Origin of the sequence: Ensifer sp. ENS03, assembly GCF_014852035.1 — a bacterium.
GTDB lineage: Bacteria > Pseudomonadota > Alphaproteobacteria > Rhizobiales > Rhizobiaceae > Ensifer > Ensifer adhaerens.
The window spans coordinates 365,802-388,919 of sequence record NZ_JACVAV010000003.1; the positions used below are offsets into that span (position 1 = coordinate 365,802).

Consider the following 23,118-nt stretch of genomic DNA (forward strand, 5'->3'; position numbering starts at 1 on the left):
ACATCAGACATTGTTGCAATCGCTAGAGCCGAGCACGGATCAGCCGTTTGCGGGAGAAGAACCATGTCCGCCGTTATCGACAAAGCCCAAGCCCTCGACGACCTGCTCGCCACCGCGGTCGAGGACGATCATGAGGCCGGCACGTTCCGCTGCCGCCGCGACATCTTCACCAACGAAGACCTCTTCGAGCTGGAGATGAAGCACATCTTCGAGAGCAACTGGGTCTATCTCGCCCACGAGAGCCAGATCCCCGAGAACAACGACTATTACACCACCTATATCGGCCGGCAGCCGGTTGTCGTCACCCGTGACAAGACGGGCGAACTGCACGCCGTCATCAATGCCTGTGCCCATCGCGGCGCCATGCTCTGCCGGCGCAAGCACGGCAACAAGGGCAGCTTCACCTGTCCCTTCCACGGCTGGACCTTCTCCAACACCGGCAAGCTCCTGAAGGTGAAGGACGAGAAGACGACGCAGTATCCGCCGCAGTTTGCCAAAGACGGTTCGCACGACCTGAAGCGCGTTGCCCGTTTCGAGAGCTATCGCGGCTTCCTGTTCGGCAGCCTCAATCCTGATGTCACCTCGCTCGAGGACTATCTCGGCGAAACGAAAGTCATCATCGACCAGATCGTCGACCAGGCGCCTGACGGTCTCGAGGTACTGCGCGGCAATTCCTCCTATATCTACGACGGAAACTGGAAGCTGCAGATGGAGAACGGCTGCGACGGCTATCACGTCAGCTCCGTTCACTGGAACTATGCCGCCACTATGGGCCGGCGCAACGAGGAGGGCACAAAGGCGGTCGATGCCTCGAGCTGGAGCCGCTCGATAGCCGGCGTCTACGGTTTCGACAACGGCCACATCCTGCTCTGGACCAACACCATGAACCCGGAGGTCCGGCCGATCTACAGCCACCGCGAGGAGATCAAGGCGCGCGTCGGCGAGGTGCAGGCGGATTTCATCGTCAACCAGACCCGCAATCTCTGCCTCTATCCGAACGTCTTCCTGATGGACCAGTTCAGCACGCAGATCCGCGTCACCCGTCCGATCAGCGTCGACAAGACCGAGATCAGCATCTTCTGCTTCGCGCCGAAGGGTGAAAATGCGGCCGATCGCACGCTGCGCATCCGCCAATACGAAGATTTCTTCAATGTCTCCGGCATGGGCACGGCCGACGATCTCGAGGAGTTCCGCGCCTGCCAGCAGGGTTACGCCGGCATCACCGCGCTCTGGAACGATCTCTCTCGCGGTGCGCCGCTCTGGATCGACGGTCCGGATGAGAACGCCAGGCGCATGGGCATCGCACCGCTGCTCTCGGGCGAGCGCAGCGAAGACGAAGGCCTCTTTGTCCGCCAGCACGAATATTGGGCGAAGGTGATGCGCACAGCACTTGCCTCCGAAAAGCAGGGAGCGGTCGCATGACGATCTCCTATGACACCGCCTGCGCCTTCCTCTATCGCGAAGCGCGCCTGCTCGACGACCGGCAATGGGACGAATGGCTGACCTGCTATGCGCCGGACGTCAGCTACTGGATGCCGGCCTGGGACGACGACGATCAGTTGACCGAAGATCCGCAGTCGCAGATCTCGCTGATCTATTACCCGAGCCGCGATGGCCTGGAAGATCGCGTCTTTCGCATCAAGACCGAACGCTCTGGAGCGTCCACGCCGGAGCCGCGCACAAGCCACAACGTCACCAATGTCGAGCTTGTGGCCGATCGCGGCGAGGAGGCGGACTTCCGCTACAACTTCCACACGCTCAACCACCGCTACAAGGTCACCGACCACTTCTTCGGGACCATGTTCGTCACGCTCCGCAAGAGCGGCAGTGAACTGCTGATCTCACGGAAGAAGATCGTGTTGAAGAACGACTACATCCGCCAGGTCATCGACGTCTACCACATCTGACGGCCGTCGCCTGACAGGAATGGGAGGAACAACCATGGCCAGCTACAGGATCGCTTTGAATTTCGAGGACGGCGTCACCCGCTTCGTCGAATGCAGGGACGATGAGAAGGTGCTCGACGCCGCCTTCCGCAACAAGATCAACCTGCCGATGGACTGTTCGGACGGGGTTTGCGGCACCTGCAAGTGCCGCGCCGAAAGCGGCGCCTACGACCTCGGCGACGACTTCATCGACGATGCGCTGACAGCGGACGAGGCGGCAAGCGGACTGGTGCTGACCTGCCAGATGAAGCCGTCGAGCGACTGCGTCATCGCGGTGCCGACGACAGCAGCGGCCTGTAAGACCGGACAGCAGAAGTTTACGGCGAGTGTGGCAAGCGTCGTCCCGCACAACGATGCGGCGATCGTGCTCGAACTGGATATCGAGGGCGCTGCAGCGCCGGCCTTTCTGCCGGGGCAGTACGTCAACATCGACGTGCCCGGCAGCGGCCAGAGCCGTTCCTATTCCTTCTCCTCGGCATCGGGCGAGACGCGCGTCGGCTTCCTGATCAAGAAGATCCCGGGCGGGCTGATGAGCACGTGGCTGGAACACGCCGAAGTCGGCACGAAACTGGAATTGACCGGGCCGCTCGGCAGTTTCTATCTGCGCGAGGTTCAGCGCCCCCTGCTCTTCCTCGCCGGTGGCACCGGTCTTGCGCCGTTCCTGTCGATGCTTGAGGTTCTGGCCCGCACCAACCCGGAGCAGAAAGTGCATCTGATCTACGGCGTCACCCGCGACCTCGATCTGGTGCTTGTCGACGAGATCGAAGCCTATACCAAGCGGCTTGCCAACTTCACCTTTGACACGGTGGTGGCGGATGTCGCCTCCAGCCATCCGCGCAAGGGCTGGGTGACCCAGCACATGCCCGAGGACGTGCTGAACGGCGGCGATGTCGACGTTTATCTCTGCGGCCCGCCGCCTATGGTGGACGCAGTGCGCAAGCATCTCGACGACACCGGCGTAAGGCCCAACAGTTTCCACTATGAGAAGTTCACGCCCAATGCGGTGGCGAAGGAGGCAGCATGACCTCCGCTCGTTTCGAAGGACGGTTTGCCGGCAAGACAATCGTCGTCACCGGTGCCGCGCAAGGGATCGGCCGCGCCGTGGCGCTGCGTGCCGTGGCTGAAGGCGGCAAGGTTCTCTTTGTCGACCGTGCCGATTTCGTGTCCGAGGTGGCGGCGGAGGCCGGCAGTGAATGGGCGGCTGCCTTCGTAGCCGATCTTGAAACGCACGAGGGGGCAGCCGCAGCAATGCACTTTGCCGCGGAAAAATTCGGCGGCATCGACATCCTGATCAACAATGTCGGCGGCGCCATCCGCATGCGTCCCTTTGCCGAATTCGAACCGGTGCAGATCGATGCAGAGATCCGCCGCTCGCTGATGCCGACCCTCTACTGTTGCCATGCGGTGCTGCCGCATCTCTTTGCCCGCGGTGGCGGCACCATCGTCAACGTGTCGTCCAATGCCACACGCGGCATTCACCGCGTGCCCTATTCGGCGGCCAAGGGCGGCGTCAATGCCATCACCCAGTCGCTGGCGATGGAGCTTGCCGACCGCAACATCCGCGTCGTTGCCACAGCACCGGGCGGAACCGAGGCGCCGCCGCGCCGCATCCCGCGCAATGCCGAAGGCGACAATGAGGCCGAGAAGGCCTGGATGGGCGACGTCGTCGCCCAGGTGAAGCAGTCGAGCTTCATGAAACGCTACGGCAGCATCGAAGAGCAAGCGGCGCCGATCCTGTTCCTGGCCTCCGACGAGGCCTCCTACATCACCGGCAGTGTTCTGCCGGTCGCCGGCGGCGATCTCGGCTGACGGACCTTTTTCAACGCGCTAACACCTGGGGAGGAGATGATGCGCACGATCGATGTGAATGAAGCAATTGACGGGAGCCCGCTTGGGAGCTTCCAGTGGATGGTGGTAGTGCTCTCGGCGCTGCTGTTGATCGTCGACGGTTACGACGTCTTCGTCGCCGGCACGGTGCTGCCGACGCTGATTGCCGAATGGGGCCTGAGCAAGCCGCAGGCCGGCGCGCTGCAGGCCTGGGCGCTGTTCGGCATGATGTTCGGGGCGCTGATCTTCGGCCCGCTCGCCGACCGGATCGGCCGCAAGAAGGGAATCGCCATCAGCTTCCTGCTGTTTACGCTCTCAACCCTTTTGACCGGCTTTGCCAATTCGCCGGAGCAATTCAAGATCTTCCGGTTCTTCGCCGGTCTCGGCTGCGGCGGCTTGATGCCGAATGCGGTGGCGCTGATGAACGAATATGCGCCGAAGCGTCTGCGCGGCACGCTGGTGGCGCTGATGTTCTCCGGCTATTCCGTCGGCGGCATGGTCGCTGCCGGCCTCGGTATCGGCCTCATCCCGTCCTATGGCTGGAAGCCGATGTTCTTCATCGCCGCCGTGCCGCTGCTCCTCTTGCCAGTGATCCTCTGGAAGCTGCCGGAATCGCTCGGCTTCCTTATCCGCCAGGGCAAGCAGGAAGAGGCCAAACGCATCTATGCCAAGATCGATCCGAACGCGCGTCTCGGTACCACCGACAGGCTGGTCTTCTCCGAGAGGAAGGGGGCCTCGGCATCGGTGCTGGAACTCTTCCGCCATCAGCGGACCCTGCGCACCGTGATGCTCTGGGTCGCATTCTTCTGCTGCCTACTGCTCGTCTATCTCTTGTCGTCCTGGCTGCCGAAGGTGCTGCAGGAAGCTGGCTATGCCGAGAAGGCGAGCCTGCTCAGCCTGTTCTCGCTGAATTTCGGCGGCATGGTCGGCGCCATTGCCGGCGGTTGGCTCGGTGACCGCTTCGGCCTGCCCAAGGTGGTGGTCGGTTTCTTCGTTGCCGCCGCCTTCTCGATCGCGCTGATCGGCTTCAATCCGCCGACGGGTGTCCTGTTTCTGATGGTCTTTGTTGCCGGCGCCACCACGATCGGCACGCAGATCCTGCTCTATGCCAGCGTGGCGCAGCTCTACAACCTGTCGGTTCGCTCCACCGGTTTGGGCTGGGCCTCCGGTGTCGGTCGCATCGGCGCGATCGTCGGCCCGACGCTCGGCGGCGTGCTCCTGGCGCAGGAGCTTCCGCTGCAGCAGAACTTCGCGATCTTCGCCGTACCGGCGGCGATCTCGGCTGTCGCCATGCTGGTCTTCGCGGTCAGCAACGCCCGCCGCGTGGAGATCGCGCGACTGGCGGCGGCATAGATCGAGGCGAGGCGGCCGGGCCGCGAAGGGATCGGTTGCCGCCCCTTGAGCGCGCGCTGTCGATATCTACCTATTGCAGCGCGCGTACCACCCGAGGCGCGATGTTGCGCCAAGAACGACAAAGCCGCCATTGCTGGCGGCTTTCCCGATTGGAGTTCCTGTTTCATGGCCTATCTCGACTTGTCCAGCCATCGCCTTCACTACCGCATCGAAGGCGACCAGAACGGCAACGCGCCCTGGCTGCTCTTCTGCAATTCGCTCGGCACCGACCTCTCCATGTGGGACGCGCAGATCGCCGATCTGTCGCCCCATTTCCGCGTGCTGCGCTACGATCGCCGCGGTCATGGCCAGTCCTCGGCGCCGCCGCCGCCCTATGCGCTGTCCGACCTCGGCCAGGATGTGCTCGCGCTCATGGATGGCCTGGGGATCGAGCGGACACATTTCTGCGGCCTGTCGATCGGGGGCCTGACCGGACAATGGCTAGGTATCCATGCCGGCAAACGTCTCGACAAGATCGTGCTCTGTGCCACGGCGGCGCGGATCGGGACGCCCGAGAGCTGGGGCACCCGCATCGATAGCGTCCGGGCGGACGGTCTCGCAGGGCTCGCCGCGGCCACGGCCGAACGCTGGTTCAGCCCGCAGTTTGCAGCCAGCCATGCAGAAGCCGTCGATCGCATTCTGGGCGCCTTCACCGCCACCTCGACGGACGGCTACATCGGCGGCTGCACCGCGCTCGCCGGCGCGGACCTGAGGGAGGAGATCGTAGCGATTGCCAACCCCGTGCTCGCCATCTCCGGCAACGGCGATCCGGTATGCCCGCCGGCGGACCTCGAATATATCGCCGCCCGGGTGCAGCGAGGCCGGCACCTGTCGCTGCCTGGTCGGCATATCGTCAATATCGAGTCGGCAAAGGCCTTCAATTCGGAGCTTCTCGACTTCCTTCGGCCATAGGTGCCGCGCAGATCCGTCACTTGATCGGAACGAGCGGCGACGCCTTCGCCGACGGTGCCAGTCGCAAGCTCAGACGTGGCTCCGAACAATCCTGAAAGCGGTCAATCATGGTGCCGGCGACCAACGTCTAGGCGGGCCGCGTCAGCCATCGAGCCAGGCGGCCAGACTGTCAAGCGTCTGCAGGCCGTACTCCACCGCGCCGAAGTCGATGACCGCTTGGCGGCGCTCGCGACTTGGGTGAAGCTGGCGCAGGGTCAGCACGGTCTTGCCGTCGGCCTGTTCATCGAAAGTAATCGTCATATAGAAGCGATCGGGGTCATCGGGCTCAGCAGTGCCATAGTCCACTACGATCAATTCGTTGGGCACGATCTTCAGGAAGCGCATCAGACTGGGGAAGCGCTGCTGCCGACCATCAAACTCGCCCACCATGTCGAAGCGCCATACCCCGCCCTCACGGATGTCAGCCTCATGGTTCTCGATGCTGAAGCCAGCCGGGCCATACCATTGTGCCAGCGCTTGCGGGTCCATCCAGGCGGCGAAAACCTTTTGTCGCGGGTGCTTCAGCACCTTGACCAAAACGATTTCGCGCTCGGGCGACCAGGTCTCAAAAATCGGTTCCATTGCCGTTCCCTACGTCTTGTCCAGATAGGCTTCCAATCGGTCGAGCCGTTCGGCCCAACGTCGTCGCTCCGCTTCCATCCAGGTTGCCGCCTCTTCGAAGCGCCCCCGCTCCAGTCGACACCAGCGGCTGCGGCCACGTTTCTCGCTTGCGATAAGTCCGCAATCTTCAAGCACCTTGAGGTGCTGGGCGAAGGAGGGCAGTGCCATGTCGAAGGGCTCGGCAAGGACACTCACGGGCATCTCCCCGTCCGCAAGCCGTGAAACAACGGCGCGGCGCGTCGGGTCGCTGAGTGCATGGAAGGCAAGGTCAAGCGGGGTCGAATGATAGGGCATGCGCCACACTAAAGCGGACCGCGCACACGCGTCAATGATAATAAGGTACTTGCCTTTGTATTCGGGTGAAATTAATAAGGTATCTACCTTACCATTAGGAGAGGCCAATGGCAGTTCGTGTCGATCTCAACATTTCCCTGGACGGTTTCGCGACAACCACAGATCAGACCCCGGAAAATCCGTTTGGCGCTGATTGGCCGCGTCTGGTTGCGGCCTATGCTGCGACCCGAACGATGCGGGAGCGCGTGTTCAAGGACACGTCCGGAGCGGGCACCACGGGCGTCGATGAGCAATATGCGCAGTCATACTTCTCAAACATCGGTGCTGAGATTATGGGCGCCGCCATGTTTGGATTTCACGCTCACCCAAACGATCCCGACTGGCGCGGCTGGTGGGGGGAAGAACCTCCGTTTCGCGTCCCGGTCTTCGTGCTCACGCACAAGCCGCGGCCTCCGATCGAGATGGCCGGAGGCACCACATTTCATTTTCTGAACACGTCCCTTGCCGATGCACTCCAGCAGGCGACGAGCGCCGCGGACGGTAAGGATGTCCGTATTGGCGGCGGACCCACGGTCGTGCGCGCCTATCTCAAGGCAGGCCTTGTCGATAGCTTGCATGTGGCAATCACACCCATCCTGCTCGGGCGGGGTATCCGTCTTTGGGACGATCTGCGCGGGTTGGAGGCCGGCTACACCGTCAAGGCAGAAACGGCCGAGAGTGGGACCGTCCACCTCACGTTTCAGCGCTAGCAGCGGACCAGAGCGATGGCAGCTTCTCGTCTCCTCGGACGATGCCATCTCTCCGGGCAAGACCGAAATCGAACAGACCGAGCGCAGGGCGACGCGTGTCATCGCCCTGTGGTCAGTATGACGATGCTATCGATCCGCCAGTGTTTTCTGCAGGGCCTCACGGGCAAGCTTGGCGATATCCGCATGGATCTCCACGCGAGGCCGTTCCGTCGGTTCGCAGATCGGATCGACCTCGCCGAAGGATTTAAGCAGTTCGGCAGCGCCGTCCTTGCATATCGGCAGGAAGCTGAAGTGGTCCGCTCCGGCGACCGTGGCATAGGAGCCCTTCGGCGTCAGCGCCGCCAGCGGCTCGGAAGCGACCGCAAGCGGGATCGTCTCCTTGCTGCCGAGATTGATGAAATGCATCGGGATCGCGATCGCCTTGAGGCTGTCTTCCACATAGGCCTGGGCGAGGCCGGGGTCGACGAGTACGGCGCCTTTGATCCGAGGATCCCGGTTCGACTGCTCGAAACGCGCCTTGTCGACGGTGCGAAGATCGAGCTTGTCGACGTCCACCGGCGTGTCGTCGACATAGCCCCTGCCGCCGACGAACCAGGCGCAATCCCACTTGCCGTAGCTGTCGCAGTAGCCGGCATAGGCCTCGAGGCTCGCTCTTGCCCCTGAAATCTCCATGGCGGTCGAGCCGCCGAGAGAGAATCCGAGGACGGCGATCCGCCCGGGGTCGATTGCAGCGCTCCATTGCGGATCCCGGGTGAACGTGTCGATCAATGCCGAGAGGTCGGCCGTCCTTTCCCAAAGCTTCGGCGTGTTGGCAGGCGTCGAGTCGCCGCTGGTGGTGCCGGGATGGTTGGGGCCGGCGACGATGAAGCCGGCCGCCGCGAGCTCGGCCGCAAGCCAGCTCATCGCCTCGACGCGGCCGCCCGAACCATGGGACAGAACCACCAGCGGATACCGGCCCTCGCGCAAGGGGGCGTTCTTCGCTGCGGGCGATCCCTCGAAGATGCGATTGTCGCCGACAAGCACCGGCTCACCGCCGGCTTTGGCGGGATACCAGACGGTGACGGCGAGTTGGCGTTCCCGCTTCGGTGCGGCAACGTCGATCTCGCGGACGCCTACGTCATCGGCTTGCGCCGAGGCGGCCAGGCTCAGAAGGAAGGCAGCGGCGGGAATGAACTGGAGGAGGGGCATTGGGCATCTCGCTGTGTTGGAAAAGACGGCCGATCGTCACCGACGCCCCGCTTGTCCGCGTCCTCGATCGCGATTGAGGTCGTCCCGAATCGCGATCTGGGCAATGATCCGCCCATCGAAATGCCTGCTTGCCGCTCGCCTGCCTGCCGTTTGTCTGCTCGCCTTTGTCTGAAGGACATGCCTTGATCTTTCTGCCGCTCCCGTTCGTCGTCGCCTTGCTGCTTCTTATCCTGCTTGCGTTCATGCTGCATGACGACGAGCCAGGGCGGCGCAACCGGCCGTTCCTCGCTCTGGTGGCGCTCTGTGCGCTCCAGTCGGTGATCGTCGGGCTGCGTTGGGGCTATGACGTCACTGCGTTGAAGTTTGCGCTGCCGGTGCTTGCGAGCGGTGTGCCGCCGCTGGTGCTTGCGAGTTTCCACAGCCTGATCCGCAGAGACGAGCGCAGTGCTGCTGCGGCGGGGTGGGTCCATGCGGCGCCGACGATCGGTATGTTCGCGCTCGTGCTGTTCGCGCCGCGCTACATCGATTTCGCCTTGATCGTCGAATATGTCGGATACGCGCTGGCGCTCCTGAACCTGGCGCGCGTCGGTACGGATGCGCTGGAGGAAGCGCGCTTCGAAGGTGCGGCCGCGGCGCACCGCGCCTTGCTCATTGCCGCGTTCTCGCTCTGCCTTTCGGCGCTCTTCGATCTTGCGATCCTTCTGGATTTCGAATGGACGAGGGGCGCGAATATCGGCCTCATCGTCAGTAACGCGAACTTGCTGGGCCTGCTCTTCATCGGGCTGACAGCCATGGTCGCGGACCGTGCGCGTGCGCTTCCGGCCGCCGGCGCGGTCACCGACGAGGATCCTGTTGCAAAGCCGCAGGACCGCGAAATCCTCGACAGGATCGATCAACTGCTCGTCAGTCAGAAACTGGCCCGCGACGAAAACCTCACCTTGTCACGTCTGGCGCGGCGCGCGGGCCTGCCCGCCCGGCAGATATCGACCGCCGTCAATCGGCTGGCGGGCAAGAACGTCTCGCAATACATCAACGATATCCGGATTGCTGAGGCCTGCCGGCTGTTGCGCGAAACCGACATGTCGGTGACCGCGGCCATGCTGGAATCCGGCTTTCAGACGAAATCGAATTTTAATCGCGAGTTTCGCCGCGTCACCGACTTGAGCCCCGTCGCCTGGCGCGAGCAGAACCGGACCGGAGCGCTTGCCGCCTGACTGATGCCATGGCGATGCCCGGCCGCGGTGCGGCCGGGCTGGTTGGAGGCAAGGTGTGCGGTGACGTACTTGCGACGGTTACTGCTGGTCTGCGGCATTGTCGCCGATCGTGATCGCAACATCCTTCGTCTTGCCGGTCCGCCATAGGCTCAGGTTCTTCGAGGTGCCGGGCGAGAGGTCGGCGACCATGCGCGACAGGTCACGCGGCGACTTCACCGGGTTGCCGCCAAGCGCGATGATGATGTCGCCGGCCTTGATGCCGGCCTTGGCGGCGGGCGTTCCGCCATTGACGCCGGCAACGAGCGCGCCCTCCGGCTGGGCAAGGCCGATGGCGTCGGCGATATCAGCCGTGACCGGCTGTATCTGCACGCCGATGAAGCCGTGCTGGATCGAACCATCCTTCATCAATTCAGTGACGACCTTCTGCGCCTGGTCCGAGGGGATGGCGAAGCCGACGCCGACGCTACCGCCGTTCGGCGAATAGATCGCCGTGTTGATGCCGACCACCTGGCCCTTTGCATCGACCAGCGGTCCGCCGGAATTGCCGTGGTTGATCGGGGCGTCAATCTGGATGAAATCGTCATAGGGACCGCTGTGCAGGTCGCGGCCGCGCGCCGAGACGATCCCCGAGGTGACCGTCGTGCCGATGCCGAACGGGTTGCCGATCGCCAGCACCTGGTCGCCAACCCGCAAGGTGTCGGAATCACCCCAGGCAACTGTTGCGAGCGGCTTCGGCGCCGTGATCTTCAGGACCGCGAGGTCGTTCTTCGGGTCGGCGCCGACAAGCTTGGCCGGCACTTGCGTGCCGTCGTCGAGCGTCACCATGATGCTCGATGCCTTGTCGATGACGTGGTTGTTGGTGACGACGTAGCCGTCCGCGGTCACGATGAAACCTGAGCCGAGCGCTTCGGCCCGTTGAGGCTGACGCTGCTCAGGCGCCTGGTCCGGCAAGGGGATGCCCTGATCGTGGAAGAATTGGCGGAATTGTTCGTCGAAGGGCGAGTTTCCGCCCGGTTGCGTCGGTTCGCTCGTGCCGACGTTGTCGGCCTTGATCACGGTCGTCACGGTGACGACCGCCGGCTTGTCTGCCGACACGACCGGCGCGAAGGATCCGCCGGATGTGGCCGGGACTGCAACGGCCGGACTGGCCGCCGCAGCGACCACGTCATGGCCTGTGAAGGCTGCTACGGACAAGGGCGCAATGATGACGGCTGCGCCAAGGAGGGCGGCAGCTCGATACCTCGTGAGAATGTTTGACATGATCCTGTTCCTTTCGCTGCCTGTTTGCCGGACGAACTTGGCCGGACGCAGCCCGAGCCAGGTCGGGTCTGCGGCGCACCGTCGGCCGGCATTGGATTAAGTGGGCGGTCTGGTTGCCGAAGGACCAGGCCCTTGAGCGGGCCCGGCCCCATCGGTTACGGCTCACCCGAAACCGGGTGAGCCTCAACGTGTCGGTCAAGCCATTCGGGCGATGTCGCGGTCGAGATGGCGAACGTCACCCTGGAGCCGGGCGTAGGACTGGGCCGGCAGCATGCCGTGATGGGCGGCGGCGGTCTTGACGGCGTCGGCGCGCACAGCACCGTCTTCGCGTTCAAGCTTCCTGTAGTTTGCTGCCGTCAGCTTGCCCTGTTCGCGGTCGGCGTTGATGCGGTGGTTGTCGACCCGGAGTTCATGCAGGACGTGATCGAGCCGCGTCGATGCCATGTGGGTCGGTGTCCGGTAGACCGGCATGGCCGGGGTTGCCATGTCGTCCTGGGCGAAAATGCCCTGGTAGTAATCGCCGGTATAGGCACCCTTGTCGTTGTCGCGGCCGAAATCGTGGTGATCGGCAGCAAAGGCGGCACCGCTTAAGAGAACGAGGGCGACGGTTGCGATGGTGGTGGTCTTGAAAGGCGAGCGCATGACTGCATCTCCTGAATTGAAGGAAGCGCCGCGCGCTTCCGCTCGAGGCTGTCTCCTATTGTCGCGTCACGGCCGAAGCGGTCGCCGGCAATATTCAGCCTCGAAAATGAAGGTATTACTTCCATGCGCCGCCGTCATGTTAATAACGCGTAATATTTCGGCAAACATCTGCGGAAATCCGCTTCATTAACATTATTTAATAAAGGCCAATTCGCTCCCGATTGACGGATATTCTTTCCCCAAGCGCGTATTGTGGCCCTTTTGCGGCCGCCCGCCCGCGCCTTTTCTAGTCAATCGAGCCTAGGGCTGAGGGCGCGGAGGAGGGAGCTACGATCCAGCATAGTGGGCGCGCGGCCGGATCAGATCGCCGCTGACGACCTGTTCCATCGCGTGCGCGAGCCAGCCGACGGTGCGTGCAAGGGCGAATATCACCATCGGCGCGTCATCGGGTAGATCATAGGCGGCAGCGAGCGCCGCCAGAGAGAAGTCGAGATTGGCCGGTTCTCCGAGCAGTTCCTCGCCGGCCTCGGCCAGCGCGGCATAGAGCGGCGGCACGTCGAAGCTCGACATGATGGCCTTCGCGCGCGGGTCGCCGTCCGGATAGAGCCTGTGGCCGAAAGCCCGGACCACGCCGTCCGAAGACAGCATGGTACGGATCGCCTCGCGCACCCCGCCCACGGCCGCCTGTTCGGCAAGCCGCGTGACGCTCAGCCAGGCGCCGCCGTGCCTGGGGCCGGTGAGGGTGGCAAGACCCGAAAGTGTGGCGGCGGAAAGTGCGGCGCCGGACGACGCGGTGACCCGTGCTGCAAAGGCGGAAACGTTGAGCTCGTGTTCCGCCGTCAGCACCAGGCATCGACGGATCGGCTCCGCCACCTCCGGCCGCTCCCAGCCTTGCGCCAGGCGCTCGTGCAGCGGCACGGTTTCCCGCGACGGCGCAAGCCCGGCGGCAACGGTCGCCAGCACCTCGGCGGCCTCGGCCTTCAGGATGGCGGGCCTGCGTCCGAGCGCCGGCAGGTCGGCTTCGATGCGCCCGGCGAGAAGCGTAAAGGTCGTTGCTAGCCGCGATTGGCTGCTGCCGGGATCGTGCGCTGGAACAACAACCGCCGCCGGTGTCAGCCAGAGCAGGGCGGCGACCTCCTCCAGGGTTGCTGTGGTGGCAAGTTCGATCGCGTTGCTGCCGCGGTAGGAGAGCTGCCCTCCGGCGATGCTGGAGATCGTCGTTGGCAGTACCGGCTCGCCCCAGCGGATCGTCTCGGCCGCCACGACCGCCGCCTGCCGCCTGCCGGCGTGGCGCTCGGCCAGCCGGTGCACGTCGTCGGCCTGGTAGAGGCTGCGGCGCGGGTCGGCAGGGTCGGGCTTGGCGCGAATGCGGCCGCGGCTGACATTGGCATAGAGCGTCTGCCGTTTGCTGCCGAGCTTGGCGAGCGCCTCTTCGGCGGTGATCCAGAGTGTATTCATGTTGATCAATTGCATCAAGATTGACGTCAATAGGTCTAGGTCGGATCATCCTCGGCGTAAAGGAGAAACTTGATGATGAAGAACGGACTTGAAGACGTCGTCGCCGCCGAAACGCAGCTCTCCCATGTTGACGGCGAGGCGGGTCAGTTGATCATCCGCGGCGTCTCGCTCGATCACCTGGCCGGCCACGCAAGCTATGAGGATGTCGTGGCGCTGTTGTTCGAGGGGCTGCTGGGGCCGATGCCGGACCGGGTTGAACTCGCGAAGCGTCTGGGTGAGAAGCGAGCGGAAGTGTTCGCCCATATTGGCGCCATCGACGATGCGTTGCTGGAACTGCCGCCGGTCGACATCATGCGCGCGCTCATCGCCCGGCTCCCGGATGGGGAGGACCTCGATACGGCCCTACGTCTGCTCGCCGCGCCGGCCGTCTTCCTGCCGGCGGCGCTGCGCATGAAGAGCGGTGAAGCTCCGGTCGCGCCGACGCCGGCGCTGTCGCACGCCGGCGATATCCTGGCGATGCTCTGTGCCAAGGTGCCGAGCAGACAAGAAGTGGCGACGCTCGACGCCTATCTGGTGACGATCTCGGACCACGGCCTCAACGCCTCGACCTTCGCCTCGCGCGTGGTCGCCTCCACCAAGGCCGGTCTCACCTCTTCGGTGCTTGCCGCCATCGGGGCGCTCAAGGGGCCGCTCCATGGCGGTGCGCCTGGTCCGGTGCTCGACATGCTGGACGCGATCGGAACGCCTGAGAATGCGGCGGCCTGGCTTTCCGACGCGCTCGACCACGGCGAACGGCTGATGGGCTTTGGCCACCGTGTCTATCGTGTCCGCGACCCCCGCGCCGATGCGCTGAAGGGCGCGCTGAAACGACTGATCGCTGCGCATCCGGCCAACCGCGATCGCATTCAACTGGCAGAAGAGGTCGAACAATCGGCGCTCGCCGTCCTGAAGGTGCGCAAGCCCGACCGCCCGCTCGACGTCAACGTCGAGTTCTACACGGCGCTGCTGCTCGATGCGCTGAGCTTCCCGCGCGACGCCTTCACCGGCGTGTTCGCGATCGGTCGCACCGTCGGCTGGATCGCCCATGCCCGCGAGCAGGCGCTGGAAGGCCGCCTTATCCGGCCGCGTTCGCTCTATGTCGGGCCGCTGCCGCAACAGGCCGCGTGAGTGTTCTATGCTGAGGCGGAGACCATCCGCGCATTTCGCAGGTGTTGTTGAAAGAACGCCTTCAGGTCGCGGAAGTCATCGAAACCAAGGACGGTCGCAAAACGGGCGACCGTCGTCGGCGAGACGGCGCAGGCAAGCGCGATCGAGCGGGCGCTGCCAAAGGCGACGAGGTCCGGCTTTGCCAGCGCGACCAGGGCGATCTGTTCGAGCTGCCGCGGAAGTCTGAGCGCCCTGGACGCAAACATCCTCTTTAGCTCCCCCATGTCGCCGGGGCGCCTTTGCGCCGCGTTCGTTTCGGCAACCGCATTTCCATGGCTTGTCGACACGGTGGTGCTCTCCATCACATTCCTCCTCAACTCGCCTCGCAGGCAGGGTGGGTGCATCCTCTCGAAAACGGCCGGATGCGGGCTGTTTCCCCACCCTCCTGCTCGCCTCCATGTTTTTTCGCTTTACTGTACCGTCCGGACGGTATAGTAAATCAATCATCGCTGATCGCAACAACACGTTTTCTGGGGAGGAGACGAGAATGCGTTGGATGAAGTGCTTCAAGGCGGCCGCCATGGCCGGTGTCGCTTTTGCCGCCATGCCGGCGGCTGCGGCCGAAGTCTCGATTTTCTGCAGCTCGGCCGGCGCCGAGCTCGAGCTTTGCCAGTCGGCCTCCGAGGCCTGGGCCAAGGAAACCGGCAACACCGTCAAGATCAACAAGATGCCAGCCAACTGGGGCGAGGCGCTGCCGCTCTACCAGCAGCTGCTCGCCGGCAAGTCCGGCGACGTCGACGTTCTCACGCTCGACAACATCTGGGTCGGAACGCTGGCGCCGCATCTGGTCGACCTGCGCGAAAAGGTTCCGGCCGACGAAGTCTCCGCCCATTTCGAATCCTCGCTCGCCGACGCCACCATTGGCGGCAAGCTTCTGGCAATGCCCTGGTTCGTCGATGCCGGCCTGATGTTCTACCGCAAGGATCTGCTTGAAAAGTACGGCAAGGGCGAACCGAAGACCTGGCAGGAATTGACCGAGACGGCGAAGTTCATCCAGGACAAGGAACGCGCCGGCGGTAGCCCCGATATGTGGGGCTATGTCTGGCAGGGCCGCGCCTATGAGGGGTTGACCTGCGACGCGCTCGAATGGGTCGCTTCCTTCGGCGGCGGCAACTTCATCTCGCCGGACGGCACCATCACCGCGAACAATCCCGAGGCCGTCAAGGCGCTTGATCTCGCCCGTTCCTGGATCGGCAACATCAGCCCTGAGGGCGTGCTGAACTATGACGAGGAAGGCTCGCGCGGCGTCTTTGAGGCTGGCAATTCCGTCTTCCACCGTAACTGGAGCTATGTCTGGGGCACGACCCAGGCTGAGGACTCCTCGCTGCGCGGCAAGATCGGCGTCATGGCGCTGCCGGTCGGGGCGGAAGGCCAGAAGTCGAGTGGCTGCTACGGTGCCGGCCTGCTTGGCGTTTCCAAATATGCCGACGATGTCGATGCGGCTGTCAGCCTGGTGCGTTACCTGACTGGCGCGAAAGAACAGAAGCGCCGCGCGCTTCAGGCCTATAGCCCGACCTTGAAGGCGCTTTACGAGGACAAGGACATCCTCGCCGCCAATCCGTCGCTCGCGTTTGCCGAAAAGGCCTATGCCGAAAGCGCCTCCCGGCCGTCACAGGTGACCGGCGCTTCCTACAACCGCGTTTCGCAGCGGATCTTCAATGGCGTGCACAATGTGCTGAGCGGCAAGGAAAGTGCTGCGGATGCACTCGTCAAGGTCAGCAGCGATCTGGAGCGGCTGAAGGCGCGGGGCTGGTAAGCCCGCCTCGACGATACGGGGTCCGGCGTGACGGACCCCGCCACCACAGGATCTGAGGAAACTAACGTGAATATTGCGATCGCACCGTGCTGCTGGGGCATCTACTGGCCCCAGGGGAATGATCTCGGCTGGACCGATTATCTCGACCGCATCCATGCGGCCGGCTACCGGCACACCGAACTCGGCCCTTACGGCTACTTCTCCACGGATGCCAAGGTGCTTTCGTCTGAGCTGGCGCGCCGCGACCTCAAGGTCGTCGCGGCCGCGCATGTGCATACGCTTGCCGATGCATCCACCTGGCCGGTGCTTGAGGAAAAGGCGCAGGCGATCTGCAAGTTGCTCGCCGAAAACGGCGGCACGCATTTCATCCTGATGGACGAATCGGAGTTCTATCCGAAGGCCCGCATGGGGGTCGTCGACGGGGCCGGCTGGCGCGCGATGATCGACCAGACGAACCGGGCGGCCGAGATCGCCCGCAGCCACGGGCTGCAGTTCAGCTTCCACCCGCATGTCGGCACCTGTGTCGAGCTAGAGGAGCAGATCGAGCGGCTGCTTGCCGATACTGATCCCGATCTCGTCGGGCTCTGCCTCGATACCGGCCATCACGCCTATTGGAAGGCCGACCCGATCGCCTTCTATCGACGCCACCGCGACCGCATCAATTCGGTGCATCTGAAGAATGTCGACGGTGCCTTCCGCGAGCGCGTGCTTTCCGAAGGCATCCACTCGGACCGCGCCTTCGAAGAGGGCATCATGACCGATCTCGATCGCGGCGTCGTCGATATCGCCGCCTTCCTGTCGGTGTTGCGCGAGACCGGATACGACGGCCCGCTGGTGGTCGAGCAGGATCTGGCACTGAACCATCCCGATACGCCGGAAACGATCGCCCGGCGCAACCATGACTTCGTCTCGAAGCTCCTTGTGAACGGGGCCGGCGCATGAAGGTCGAAATCCACGATACGCCCGCTGCCATCGGCGATCGCCTTGCGGAGCGGATCATTGCCGGTATCCGGCAAGCGAGTGTTGCGGGACGAAGCTACGTTCTCGGCTGCCCGGGTGGGCGCAGTCCGCTGCCGATCTATGAGGCGCTCGGACGCCGTCTTGCCGGCGAGCCCGTCGATTGCTCGCGGCTGATCATCGTCATGATGGACGAATATCTCCGCCCCGCAGAGGGTGGCAGTTTCGCTCCGCCGCCGTCGGAGGCGCATTACTCCTGCCGTGGCTTCGGCGAACGCGAGATCGTCGGCCGCATCAATGCGTCCTTGCCGGACCACTTCCGCATTCCATCCGAAAACTTCTGGATGCCGGATATCGCGGCACCTGGCGGCTACGATCAGCGCATCGCTGCCGCCGGCGGTATCGATCTTTTCCTGCTCGCCTCCGGCGCCGGTGATGGTCATATCGCCTTCAACCCGCCGGGCTCTGCCCGCGACAGCGGCACCCGCATCGTTGCCCTTGCCGAACAGACGCGGCGCGACAATCTCGCGACCTTCCCGGATTTTTCAGGCATCGACGACGTGCCCTCCCATGGCGTGACGATCGGCATCGGCTCGATCGCCGAACAGTCGAATGCCGTCGCGATGATCGTCTGGGGTCAGGGAAAGCGCCACGCCTTCTATCGCCTGACCAGTGCGCGTGCCTACGATCCAAGCTGGCCGGCCACCATCGCCGTCGAATGCCGGAGCGCCGAACTCTACGCCGATGCCGACGCTGCCGGTGAGTGGGGAGCGCGGTGATGGGCCAGCATGCCATCGGCATCGATGTCGGGGGAACGAAGACCAAGGCCTGCCTTGTTCGTCTCGCCGACGGCGCCGTGATCGCCGAGCGCACCGAGCCGACCCGCTGCCAGGAGGGCGGTGCTGCCGTGCTGGAACTGGTGGCCGCGCTCGCCGAGACCATTCGCCACGAAGGCGAAGCGCTTGGCGTCGAGACGACCGGTCTCGGCGTCTGCTTGCCGGAACTGGTGACCGGCGCCGGCGAGCCGGCCTCCGCCTGGAACTTCGACTGGCGCGGCCTCGACTATCACGGTCGTCTCAGCGGTTTCGGGCGGCTGCATATCGACAGCGACGTGCGCGCCGCCGCCTTCGCCGAAGGCTGGATTGGCGCAGGCCGCGGTATCGATCCGTTCGTCTACGTGACCATCTCCACCGGGCTTTCCCATTCGCTGGTGATCGGCGGCGCGCCCTATGCAGGAGCCCGTGGCTTCGCCATCCATTTCTCGGGCAGCGATCTCGTCGCCTTCTCGGGCGAAGGGCAGGACCAGGCGGTTCGCCACAACCTCGAGCTTTTTGCGAGCGGCAAGGCCTTGGGCGAGCGTTATGGCCGTATGATTGGCCGACCGGACGCAAGCGCGCTGCAGCTCTTCGAAGCCGAAGCTCAGGACCCGCGGGCCGCACAGATGGTGGCCGACGGCCTCCTGTCGCTCGCCTCCTATCTTGGCCAGCTCGTCAACACGCTCGATCCGGCCGTGCTCATTCTCGGCGGCGGCATCGGCGGCGACCCGTCGGTCAATGCGCGGCTCGCCACGCTGACGCGGCCATTCATCTGGGCCGATGGCGCGCGCGACATGCCGATCGTTCCAAGCCTCCTCGGTGATGCGGCCTGCGCCATCGGCGTGGCTGCGCTTGCAAACAGGACTGCCAACCAGACGGTGCGCCAATGAGTGGAATTGCCCTTACCAATGTCGTCAAGCGTTTTGGTGCGCTGACCGTGATCGACAAGGTCAACCTTTCGGTCGCAGAAGGCGAGTTCGTCGTCTTCGTCGGTCCCTCCGGATGCGGGAAGTCGACGCTTTTGCGCATGATCGCTGGGCTCGAGGAAATTACCGACGGCGAGTTGCAGATCGGCGGCGCGCGCATGAACGAGACGGCGCCGGCACGTCGCGGCATCGCCATGGTGTTCCAGTCCTACGCGCTCTATCCGCATATGAGCGTCGAGCGCAATCTCGGCTTCGCGTTGGAAACGGCGCGGCTTGCCGGCGGCGAAATCAAGGAGCGGGTAGCGAAGGTTGCCCGGTTCCTCAAGATCGAACATCTGCTCGCGCGTCGTCCGGCGCAACTTTCGGGCGGCCAGCAGCAGCGCGTCGCCATCGGCCGCGCGCTCGTCCGCTCGCAAAAGCTGTTCCTGTTCGATGAGCCGCTGTCCAATCTCGATGCCGATCTGCGCATGGAGATGCGGGTGGAGATCGCTCGCATCCATCGCGAGCTCAAAGCCACCACCGTCTACGTCACCCACGACCAGCTCGAAGCGATGACGCTGGCGGACCGCATCGTCGTCCTGAAGGACGGTCGCATCTCGCAGGTCGGCACGCCAATGGAACTTTACGAGCGGCCGGCCAACAAGTTCGTTGCCAGCTTCATTGGCGCGCCGCGCATGAATTTTCTTGCCGGGACGCTTGCCAATGACGCCGGGGGAAGCCGCCTCGACGTGCTCGACGCCCGCCATGGGCTTGGGCACCTTGGCTATGAAGGCGAAGTCAGCGTCGGCATCCGGCCCGAAGACTTGATCCTCGGCGGCGGCGATGTCCGCCTGCCGGCGACCGTGCAGCTTGTCGAGCCGCTGGGCGGCGAGGCGCTGGTTCACGCGCGTCTCGGCAACGGCCAGTCGCTGGTCGTCAAGGCGCAGGGCAAACCCGATCTGAAGCCGAATGCCGACGTCACCGTCGGTTGGCTGACGTCGAAGGCGCATATTTTCGGTGCCGACGACATGGCGCTCTCGGCCAAGGGAGCGTGAGGCCATGATGGCGGGTTCACGATCAACAGGACTGCGGCAGGCGCGGGTTCGCACCGCCTGGCTCTTTCTCGCGCCAAGCCTGCTCGTCCTGACCGGTGTGGCGCTCTGGCCGCTCGGCCGCACCTTCCTCTTTTCCTTCACCGACGCCCTGCTCACCGAGCCGGACTTCTATAGCTATGTCGGCTTCGACAACTACTATGCGCTGTTCGAGGATCCGCTCTGGTGGCAGTCGGTGCGCAACACGCTCTATTTCACCGTCATTTCCGTTTCGATCGAGACGGTACTTGGCCTGACGATCGCGCTGCTCCTCAATTCCCATATTGCCGGGCGCGGCATGATGCGAGCGATTATCCTGATCCCCTGGTCGATCCCGGTCGTCGTCAGCGCGCGCATGTGGCAATGGATGCTGCACGACCAGTTCGGCATCGTGAACCACGTTTTGAAGCTTGCCGGCGTGATTGAAAGTGGGGTTGCGTGGACTGCCAATTCGGCGCTGGTGATGCCCGTGATCATCGCCGTCGACGTCTGGATCACCACGCCCTTCATGGTGCTCCTCGTTCTCGCGGGGCTGTCGATGCTGCCGCGCGGCATCTACGAGGCAGCGTCGATCGATGGCGTGCCGGCATGGAAGCAGTTCACCTCACTGACCCTGCCGCTGCTTGCCCCCAGCATCGCGGTCGCTGTGCTCTTCCGCCTGCTCGACGCGCTGCGCATGTTCGACCTGAGCTATGTGCTCTCCTCCAACAGCGACGACACCAAGACGGTCTCGATCTACGCCCGCGAAGTGCTCGTCAACTTCCAGGACATGGGCGTCGGCTCGGCCGCCAGCACCGCCGTCTTCCTGATGATCGCGCTGGTGACCGCCATCTACGTCACTGTCTTCCGTCTCAATCGCCGCCTCATGGGAGTTTGACATGGTCAGGAGCAACACCGGCAAACGCCTGCACAGAATAGCGATCTACTCCCTCTTCGGGATCGTCGCGCTCTATACGCTGTTCCCGTTCTACTGGATGATCGCCTCGTCGATGAAGTCGGGCCAAGCGATCTTCGACGTGACCTTCTTGCCCGACCTGAAGTTCAACAATTACGCGGCGATCCTTTCGGACGGCGTCTTCCTGCGCTCGCTGCTCAATTCGCTGATCGTCGCCTTCTCGGTCGTGGCGCTGTCGCTGATGCTGGCGGTCGGTGCGGCCTACGCGCTCGGCCGCATCGATTTCCGTGGCCGCTCGCCGATCATGCTGCTCGTGCTGGCCGTTTCGATGTTTCCGCAGATCGCGTTGCTCTCCGGCCTCTTCGAGATGATCCGCTGGCTCGGGCTCTACAACACGATCGGCTCTCTGATTTTCGCCTATATGATCTTCACGCTGCCCTTCAACATCTGGGTGCTGACGACCTTCATGCGCGACCTGCCGAAACAGATCGAGGAGGCGGCGATCATGGACGGTTGCTCGCCGCTGCGGATCGTGCGCTGCATCTTCCTGCCGATGATGGGGCCGGCGCTGATCTCGACCGGGCTGCTTGCCTTCATCGCTTCGTGGAACGAGTTCATGTTCGCGCTGACCTTCATCCTCACCGACGAGAACCGCACCGTGCCGGTGGCGATCGCGCTGATCTCCGGGTCGAGCCGCTACGAATTCCCCTATGGGGCGATCATGGCCGCCTCGACCATCGTCACGGTGCCGCTGATCATTCTCGCGCTGATATTCCAGAAACATATCGTCTCCGGCCTGACGGCCGGTGCGGTCAAGGGTTGAAATGGCCTCCATTCGAGGCGGAAAGGGTACTCACATGCGTGTCGTTCGTGTTGGTTTGATCGGGCTTGGCGAAGTCAGCCAGCTCATGCATCTGCCGATCCTGGCCGATCATCGCCATCTGTTCGAAATCGCCGGCGTCTATGACGTGTCGCCGAGCCTGACGGCCTATTGTTCGGCCCGTTATCCGGGGGCGAAGACGTATGAAACCGCGGAAGCGCTCGTCTCCGCGCCTGATATCGATGCCGTCTTCATCCTGACGCCGGACCAGACGCACAGCTTCTATCTGGCTATGGCGCTGAAGGCGAAGAAACACGTCTTCCTGGAAAAGCCCGCCTGCCTGACGCTCGGCGAAATCGACGCGGTCGCGCCGCTGGCCGACGCCACGGACCGGCTCCTCTTCGTCGCCTATATGCGCCGCTATTCGCCAAGCTTCCTGCGCGCCAAGGCGATGATGCCGGCTGAGAGCGATGTGCGTTACGTCCGCGTCCGCGACATCATCTGCGAAGGTCCCTTCTTCATCCGCCAGACCCGCAATATCTTCTACCCCACGGATCTCGACCAGGCGTTCCTGGCGGAATCGCGCGCCCAGACGACGGCGCTTTTGAAGCAGGTGGTTGGCGAGGATGCGCCCGCCGATCTGATGCGTGCCTATCAGGTGCTGACAGGGCTTTCGTCGCACAGCCTTTCGGCGATGCGCGAACTGATCGGCCTGCCGAAGCGGGTCATTGCTGCGCATCACAAATGCAACGGCGAATCCATTGTCGCTCTGTTCGACTACGGCCACTTCACCGCGATCTACGAAGCCATGATCGACAACGTCGCCCGTTTCGATGCCCGAATAGAGGTGCTTTCCGATCGCCGGCAGCTGCGCGTCAGCTACGACACGCCCTATATCCGCAACCTGCCGACTGCGCTCGAAGTGATCGACAGCACCGACACCGAGACCGAAACGCGCACCTTCGGCCCTGATTACACCGACCCCTTCGCCCTGGAGCTGCGCGCCTTCCACGATCATCTCGTCAACGGCACCAAGCCGAAGACGACACTCTCGGATTCGCGTCAGGATCTGGCGCTGATGGCCGAGATCGTCGGTCGCCTGCGCGAGAGTTCGGGGCTATAGCAGGACAC

The 23,118-nt window shown here is 63.7% G+C and carries 23 protein-coding genes and 1 pseudogene; 17 read left to right on the forward strand and 7 right to left on the reverse strand.

Annotated features, from left to right (window positions below):
- Positions 1-63 precede the first annotated feature (63 nt).
- The 6 genes from IB263_RS14555 to pcaD all read left to right on the forward strand — a co-directional run bounded on the left by IB263_RS14555 (position 64) and on the right by pcaD (position 6,077).
- Positions 64-1,422 (forward strand): Rieske 2Fe-2S domain-containing protein, encoded by a 1,359-nt coding sequence (locus IB263_RS14555; protein WP_060529334.1) that lies wholly within the window; start codon positions 64-66, stop codon positions 1,420-1,422.
- Positions 1,419-1,907, forward strand: coding sequence for a benzoate 1,2-dioxygenase small subunit (gene benB / locus IB263_RS14560; protein ID WP_034801721.1), 489 nt, complete (start codon positions 1,419-1,421; stop codon positions 1,905-1,907). The genes IB263_RS14555 and benB overlap by 4 nt, the downstream gene beginning before the upstream one ends.
- Before the next feature lie 34 nt (positions 1,908-1,941).
- On the forward strand, positions 1,942-2,970 hold the full coding sequence (gene benC / locus IB263_RS14565; RefSeq protein ID WP_034801720.1) for a benzoate 1,2-dioxygenase electron transfer component BenC: 1,029 nt from the start codon (positions 1,942-1,944) through the stop codon (positions 2,968-2,970).
- A complete protein-coding gene (gene benD / locus IB263_RS14570) occupies positions 2,967-3,755 on the forward strand; it encodes a benzoate diol dehydrogenase BenD (RefSeq protein ID WP_192438635.1) in 789 nt (262 codons plus the stop codon). Before benC ends, benD begins: the two co-directional genes overlap by 4 nt.
- 36 nt (positions 3,756-3,791) lie before the next feature.
- Positions 3,792-5,126: an MFS transporter gene (locus IB263_RS14575; RefSeq protein ID WP_082566574.1), complete on the forward strand. Its 1,335-nt coding sequence runs from the start codon at positions 3,792-3,794 to the stop codon at positions 5,124-5,126.
- A gap of 165 nt (positions 5,127-5,291) precedes the next feature.
- Positions 5,292-6,077, forward strand: a complete 786-nt coding sequence (pcaD, locus tag IB263_RS14580) for a 3-oxoadipate enol-lactonase (RefSeq protein WP_060584584.1) — start codon at positions 5,292-5,294, stop codon at positions 6,075-6,077.
- Positions 6,078-6,218: 141 nt separating this feature from the next.
- Here pcaD and IB263_RS14585 read toward each other — a convergent pair whose 3' ends face one another.
- Positions 6,219-6,698: an SRPBCC family protein gene (locus IB263_RS14585; RefSeq protein ID WP_089042896.1), complete on the reverse strand. Its 480-nt coding sequence runs from the start codon at positions 6,696-6,698 to the stop codon at positions 6,219-6,221.
- Positions 6,699-6,707: 9 nt separating this feature from the next.
- Complete coding sequence (locus IB263_RS14590) at positions 6,708-7,031, reverse strand: helix-turn-helix transcriptional regulator (RefSeq protein ID WP_060521861.1); 324 nt, start codon at positions 7,029-7,031, stop codon at positions 6,708-6,710.
- Positions 7,032-7,138: 107 nt separating this feature from the next.
- Here IB263_RS14590 and IB263_RS14595 point away from each other — a divergent pair, with 107 nt between their 5' ends.
- Positions 7,139-7,780 (forward strand): dihydrofolate reductase family protein, encoded by a 642-nt coding sequence (locus IB263_RS14595; RefSeq protein WP_089042895.1) that lies wholly within the window; start codon positions 7,139-7,141, stop codon positions 7,778-7,780.
- 126 nt (positions 7,781-7,906) lie between these two features.
- Here the strand turns inward: IB263_RS14595 and IB263_RS14600 are convergent, their stop codons facing one another.
- On the reverse strand, positions 7,907-8,968 hold the full coding sequence (locus IB263_RS14600; protein WP_089042894.1) for an alpha/beta fold hydrolase: 1,062 nt from the start codon (positions 8,966-8,968) through the stop codon (positions 7,907-7,909).
- Positions 8,969-9,150: 182 nt separating this feature from the next.
- On the opposite strand from IB263_RS14600, the gene IB263_RS14605 reads away from it, so the two are divergent.
- Positions 9,151-10,182, forward strand: a complete 1,032-nt coding sequence (locus IB263_RS14605) for an AraC family transcriptional regulator (protein ID WP_192438636.1) — start codon at positions 9,151-9,153, stop codon at positions 10,180-10,182.
- Positions 10,183-10,263: 81 nt separating this feature from the next.
- On the opposite strand, the pseudogene IB263_RS14610 reads toward IB263_RS14605, so the two are convergent.
- The 3 genes and pseudogenes from IB263_RS14610 to IB263_RS14620 form a co-directional block, all read right to left on the reverse strand.
- Positions 10,264-11,442 (reverse strand): annotated as a pseudogene (locus IB263_RS14610) (Do family serine endopeptidase); the annotation flags it as partial.
- 195 nt (positions 11,443-11,637) lie between these two features.
- Positions 11,638-12,084 (reverse strand): hypothetical protein, encoded by a 447-nt coding sequence (locus IB263_RS14615; RefSeq protein WP_060521864.1) that lies wholly within the window; start codon positions 12,082-12,084, stop codon positions 11,638-11,640.
- A 327-nt stretch (positions 12,085-12,411) separates the two neighbouring features.
- Positions 12,412-13,542, reverse strand: coding sequence for a citrate synthase (locus tag IB263_RS14620; protein WP_060522062.1), 1,131 nt, complete (start codon positions 13,540-13,542; stop codon positions 12,412-12,414).
- Positions 13,543-13,617: 75 nt separating this feature from the next.
- On the opposite strand from IB263_RS14620, the gene IB263_RS14625 reads away from it, so the two are divergent.
- A complete protein-coding gene (locus IB263_RS14625; protein ID WP_060522061.1) occupies positions 13,618-14,709 on the forward strand; it encodes a citrate synthase/methylcitrate synthase in 1,092 nt (363 codons plus the stop codon).
- Positions 14,710-14,714: 5 nt separating this feature from the next.
- Here IB263_RS14625 and IB263_RS14630 read toward each other — a convergent pair whose 3' ends face one another.
- On the reverse strand, positions 14,715-15,050 hold the full coding sequence (locus IB263_RS14630) for a MurR/RpiR family transcriptional regulator (RefSeq protein ID WP_226020779.1): 336 nt from the start codon (positions 15,048-15,050) through the stop codon (positions 14,715-14,717).
- Between the two features lie 194 nt (positions 15,051-15,244).
- On the opposite strand from IB263_RS14630, the gene IB263_RS14635 reads away from it, so the two are divergent.
- From IB263_RS14635 to IB263_RS14670, 8 genes are all read left to right on the forward strand, one after another.
- The gene (locus IB263_RS14635) at positions 15,245-16,504 is read left to right on the forward strand and encodes an ABC transporter substrate-binding protein (RefSeq protein WP_060522064.1); all 1,260 of its coding nucleotides are present in this window, start codon (positions 15,245-15,247) and stop codon (positions 16,502-16,504) included.
- A gap of 66 nt (positions 16,505-16,570) precedes the next feature.
- Positions 16,571-17,446 carry a sugar phosphate isomerase/epimerase gene (locus tag IB263_RS14640; RefSeq protein ID WP_162741116.1) on the forward strand — a complete coding sequence of 292 codons (876 nt, stop codon included), beginning with the start codon at positions 16,571-16,573 and terminating at the stop codon, positions 17,444-17,446.
- A complete protein-coding gene (locus tag IB263_RS14645) occupies positions 17,443-18,240 on the forward strand; it encodes a 6-phosphogluconolactonase (protein WP_060521866.1) in 798 nt (265 codons plus the stop codon). The genes IB263_RS14640 and IB263_RS14645 overlap by 4 nt, the downstream gene beginning before the upstream one ends.
- On the forward strand, positions 18,240-19,166 hold the full coding sequence (locus tag IB263_RS14650; protein ID WP_060521867.1) for an ROK family protein: 927 nt from the start codon (positions 18,240-18,242) through the stop codon (positions 19,164-19,166). Before IB263_RS14645 ends, IB263_RS14650 begins: the two co-directional genes overlap by 1 nt.
- On the forward strand, positions 19,163-20,236 hold the full coding sequence (locus IB263_RS14655) for an ABC transporter ATP-binding protein (protein ID WP_060521868.1): 1,074 nt from the start codon (positions 19,163-19,165) through the stop codon (positions 20,234-20,236). The genes IB263_RS14650 and IB263_RS14655 overlap by 4 nt, the downstream gene beginning before the upstream one ends.
- Before the next feature lie 7 nt (positions 20,237-20,243).
- Positions 20,244-21,149 carry a carbohydrate ABC transporter permease gene (locus IB263_RS14660; protein WP_089043033.1) on the forward strand — a complete coding sequence of 302 codons (906 nt, stop codon included), beginning with the start codon at positions 20,244-20,246 and terminating at the stop codon, positions 21,147-21,149.
- Position 21,150: 1 nt separating this feature from the next.
- Positions 21,151-21,990, forward strand: a complete 840-nt coding sequence (locus IB263_RS14665) for a carbohydrate ABC transporter permease (RefSeq protein ID WP_060521870.1) — start codon at positions 21,151-21,153, stop codon at positions 21,988-21,990.
- A 34-nt stretch (positions 21,991-22,024) separates the two neighbouring features.
- Positions 22,025-23,110, forward strand: a complete 1,086-nt coding sequence (locus tag IB263_RS14670; protein WP_060521871.1) for a Gfo/Idh/MocA family protein — start codon at positions 22,025-22,027, stop codon at positions 23,108-23,110.
- The last annotated feature ends 8 nt before the right edge of the window (positions 23,111-23,118 follow it).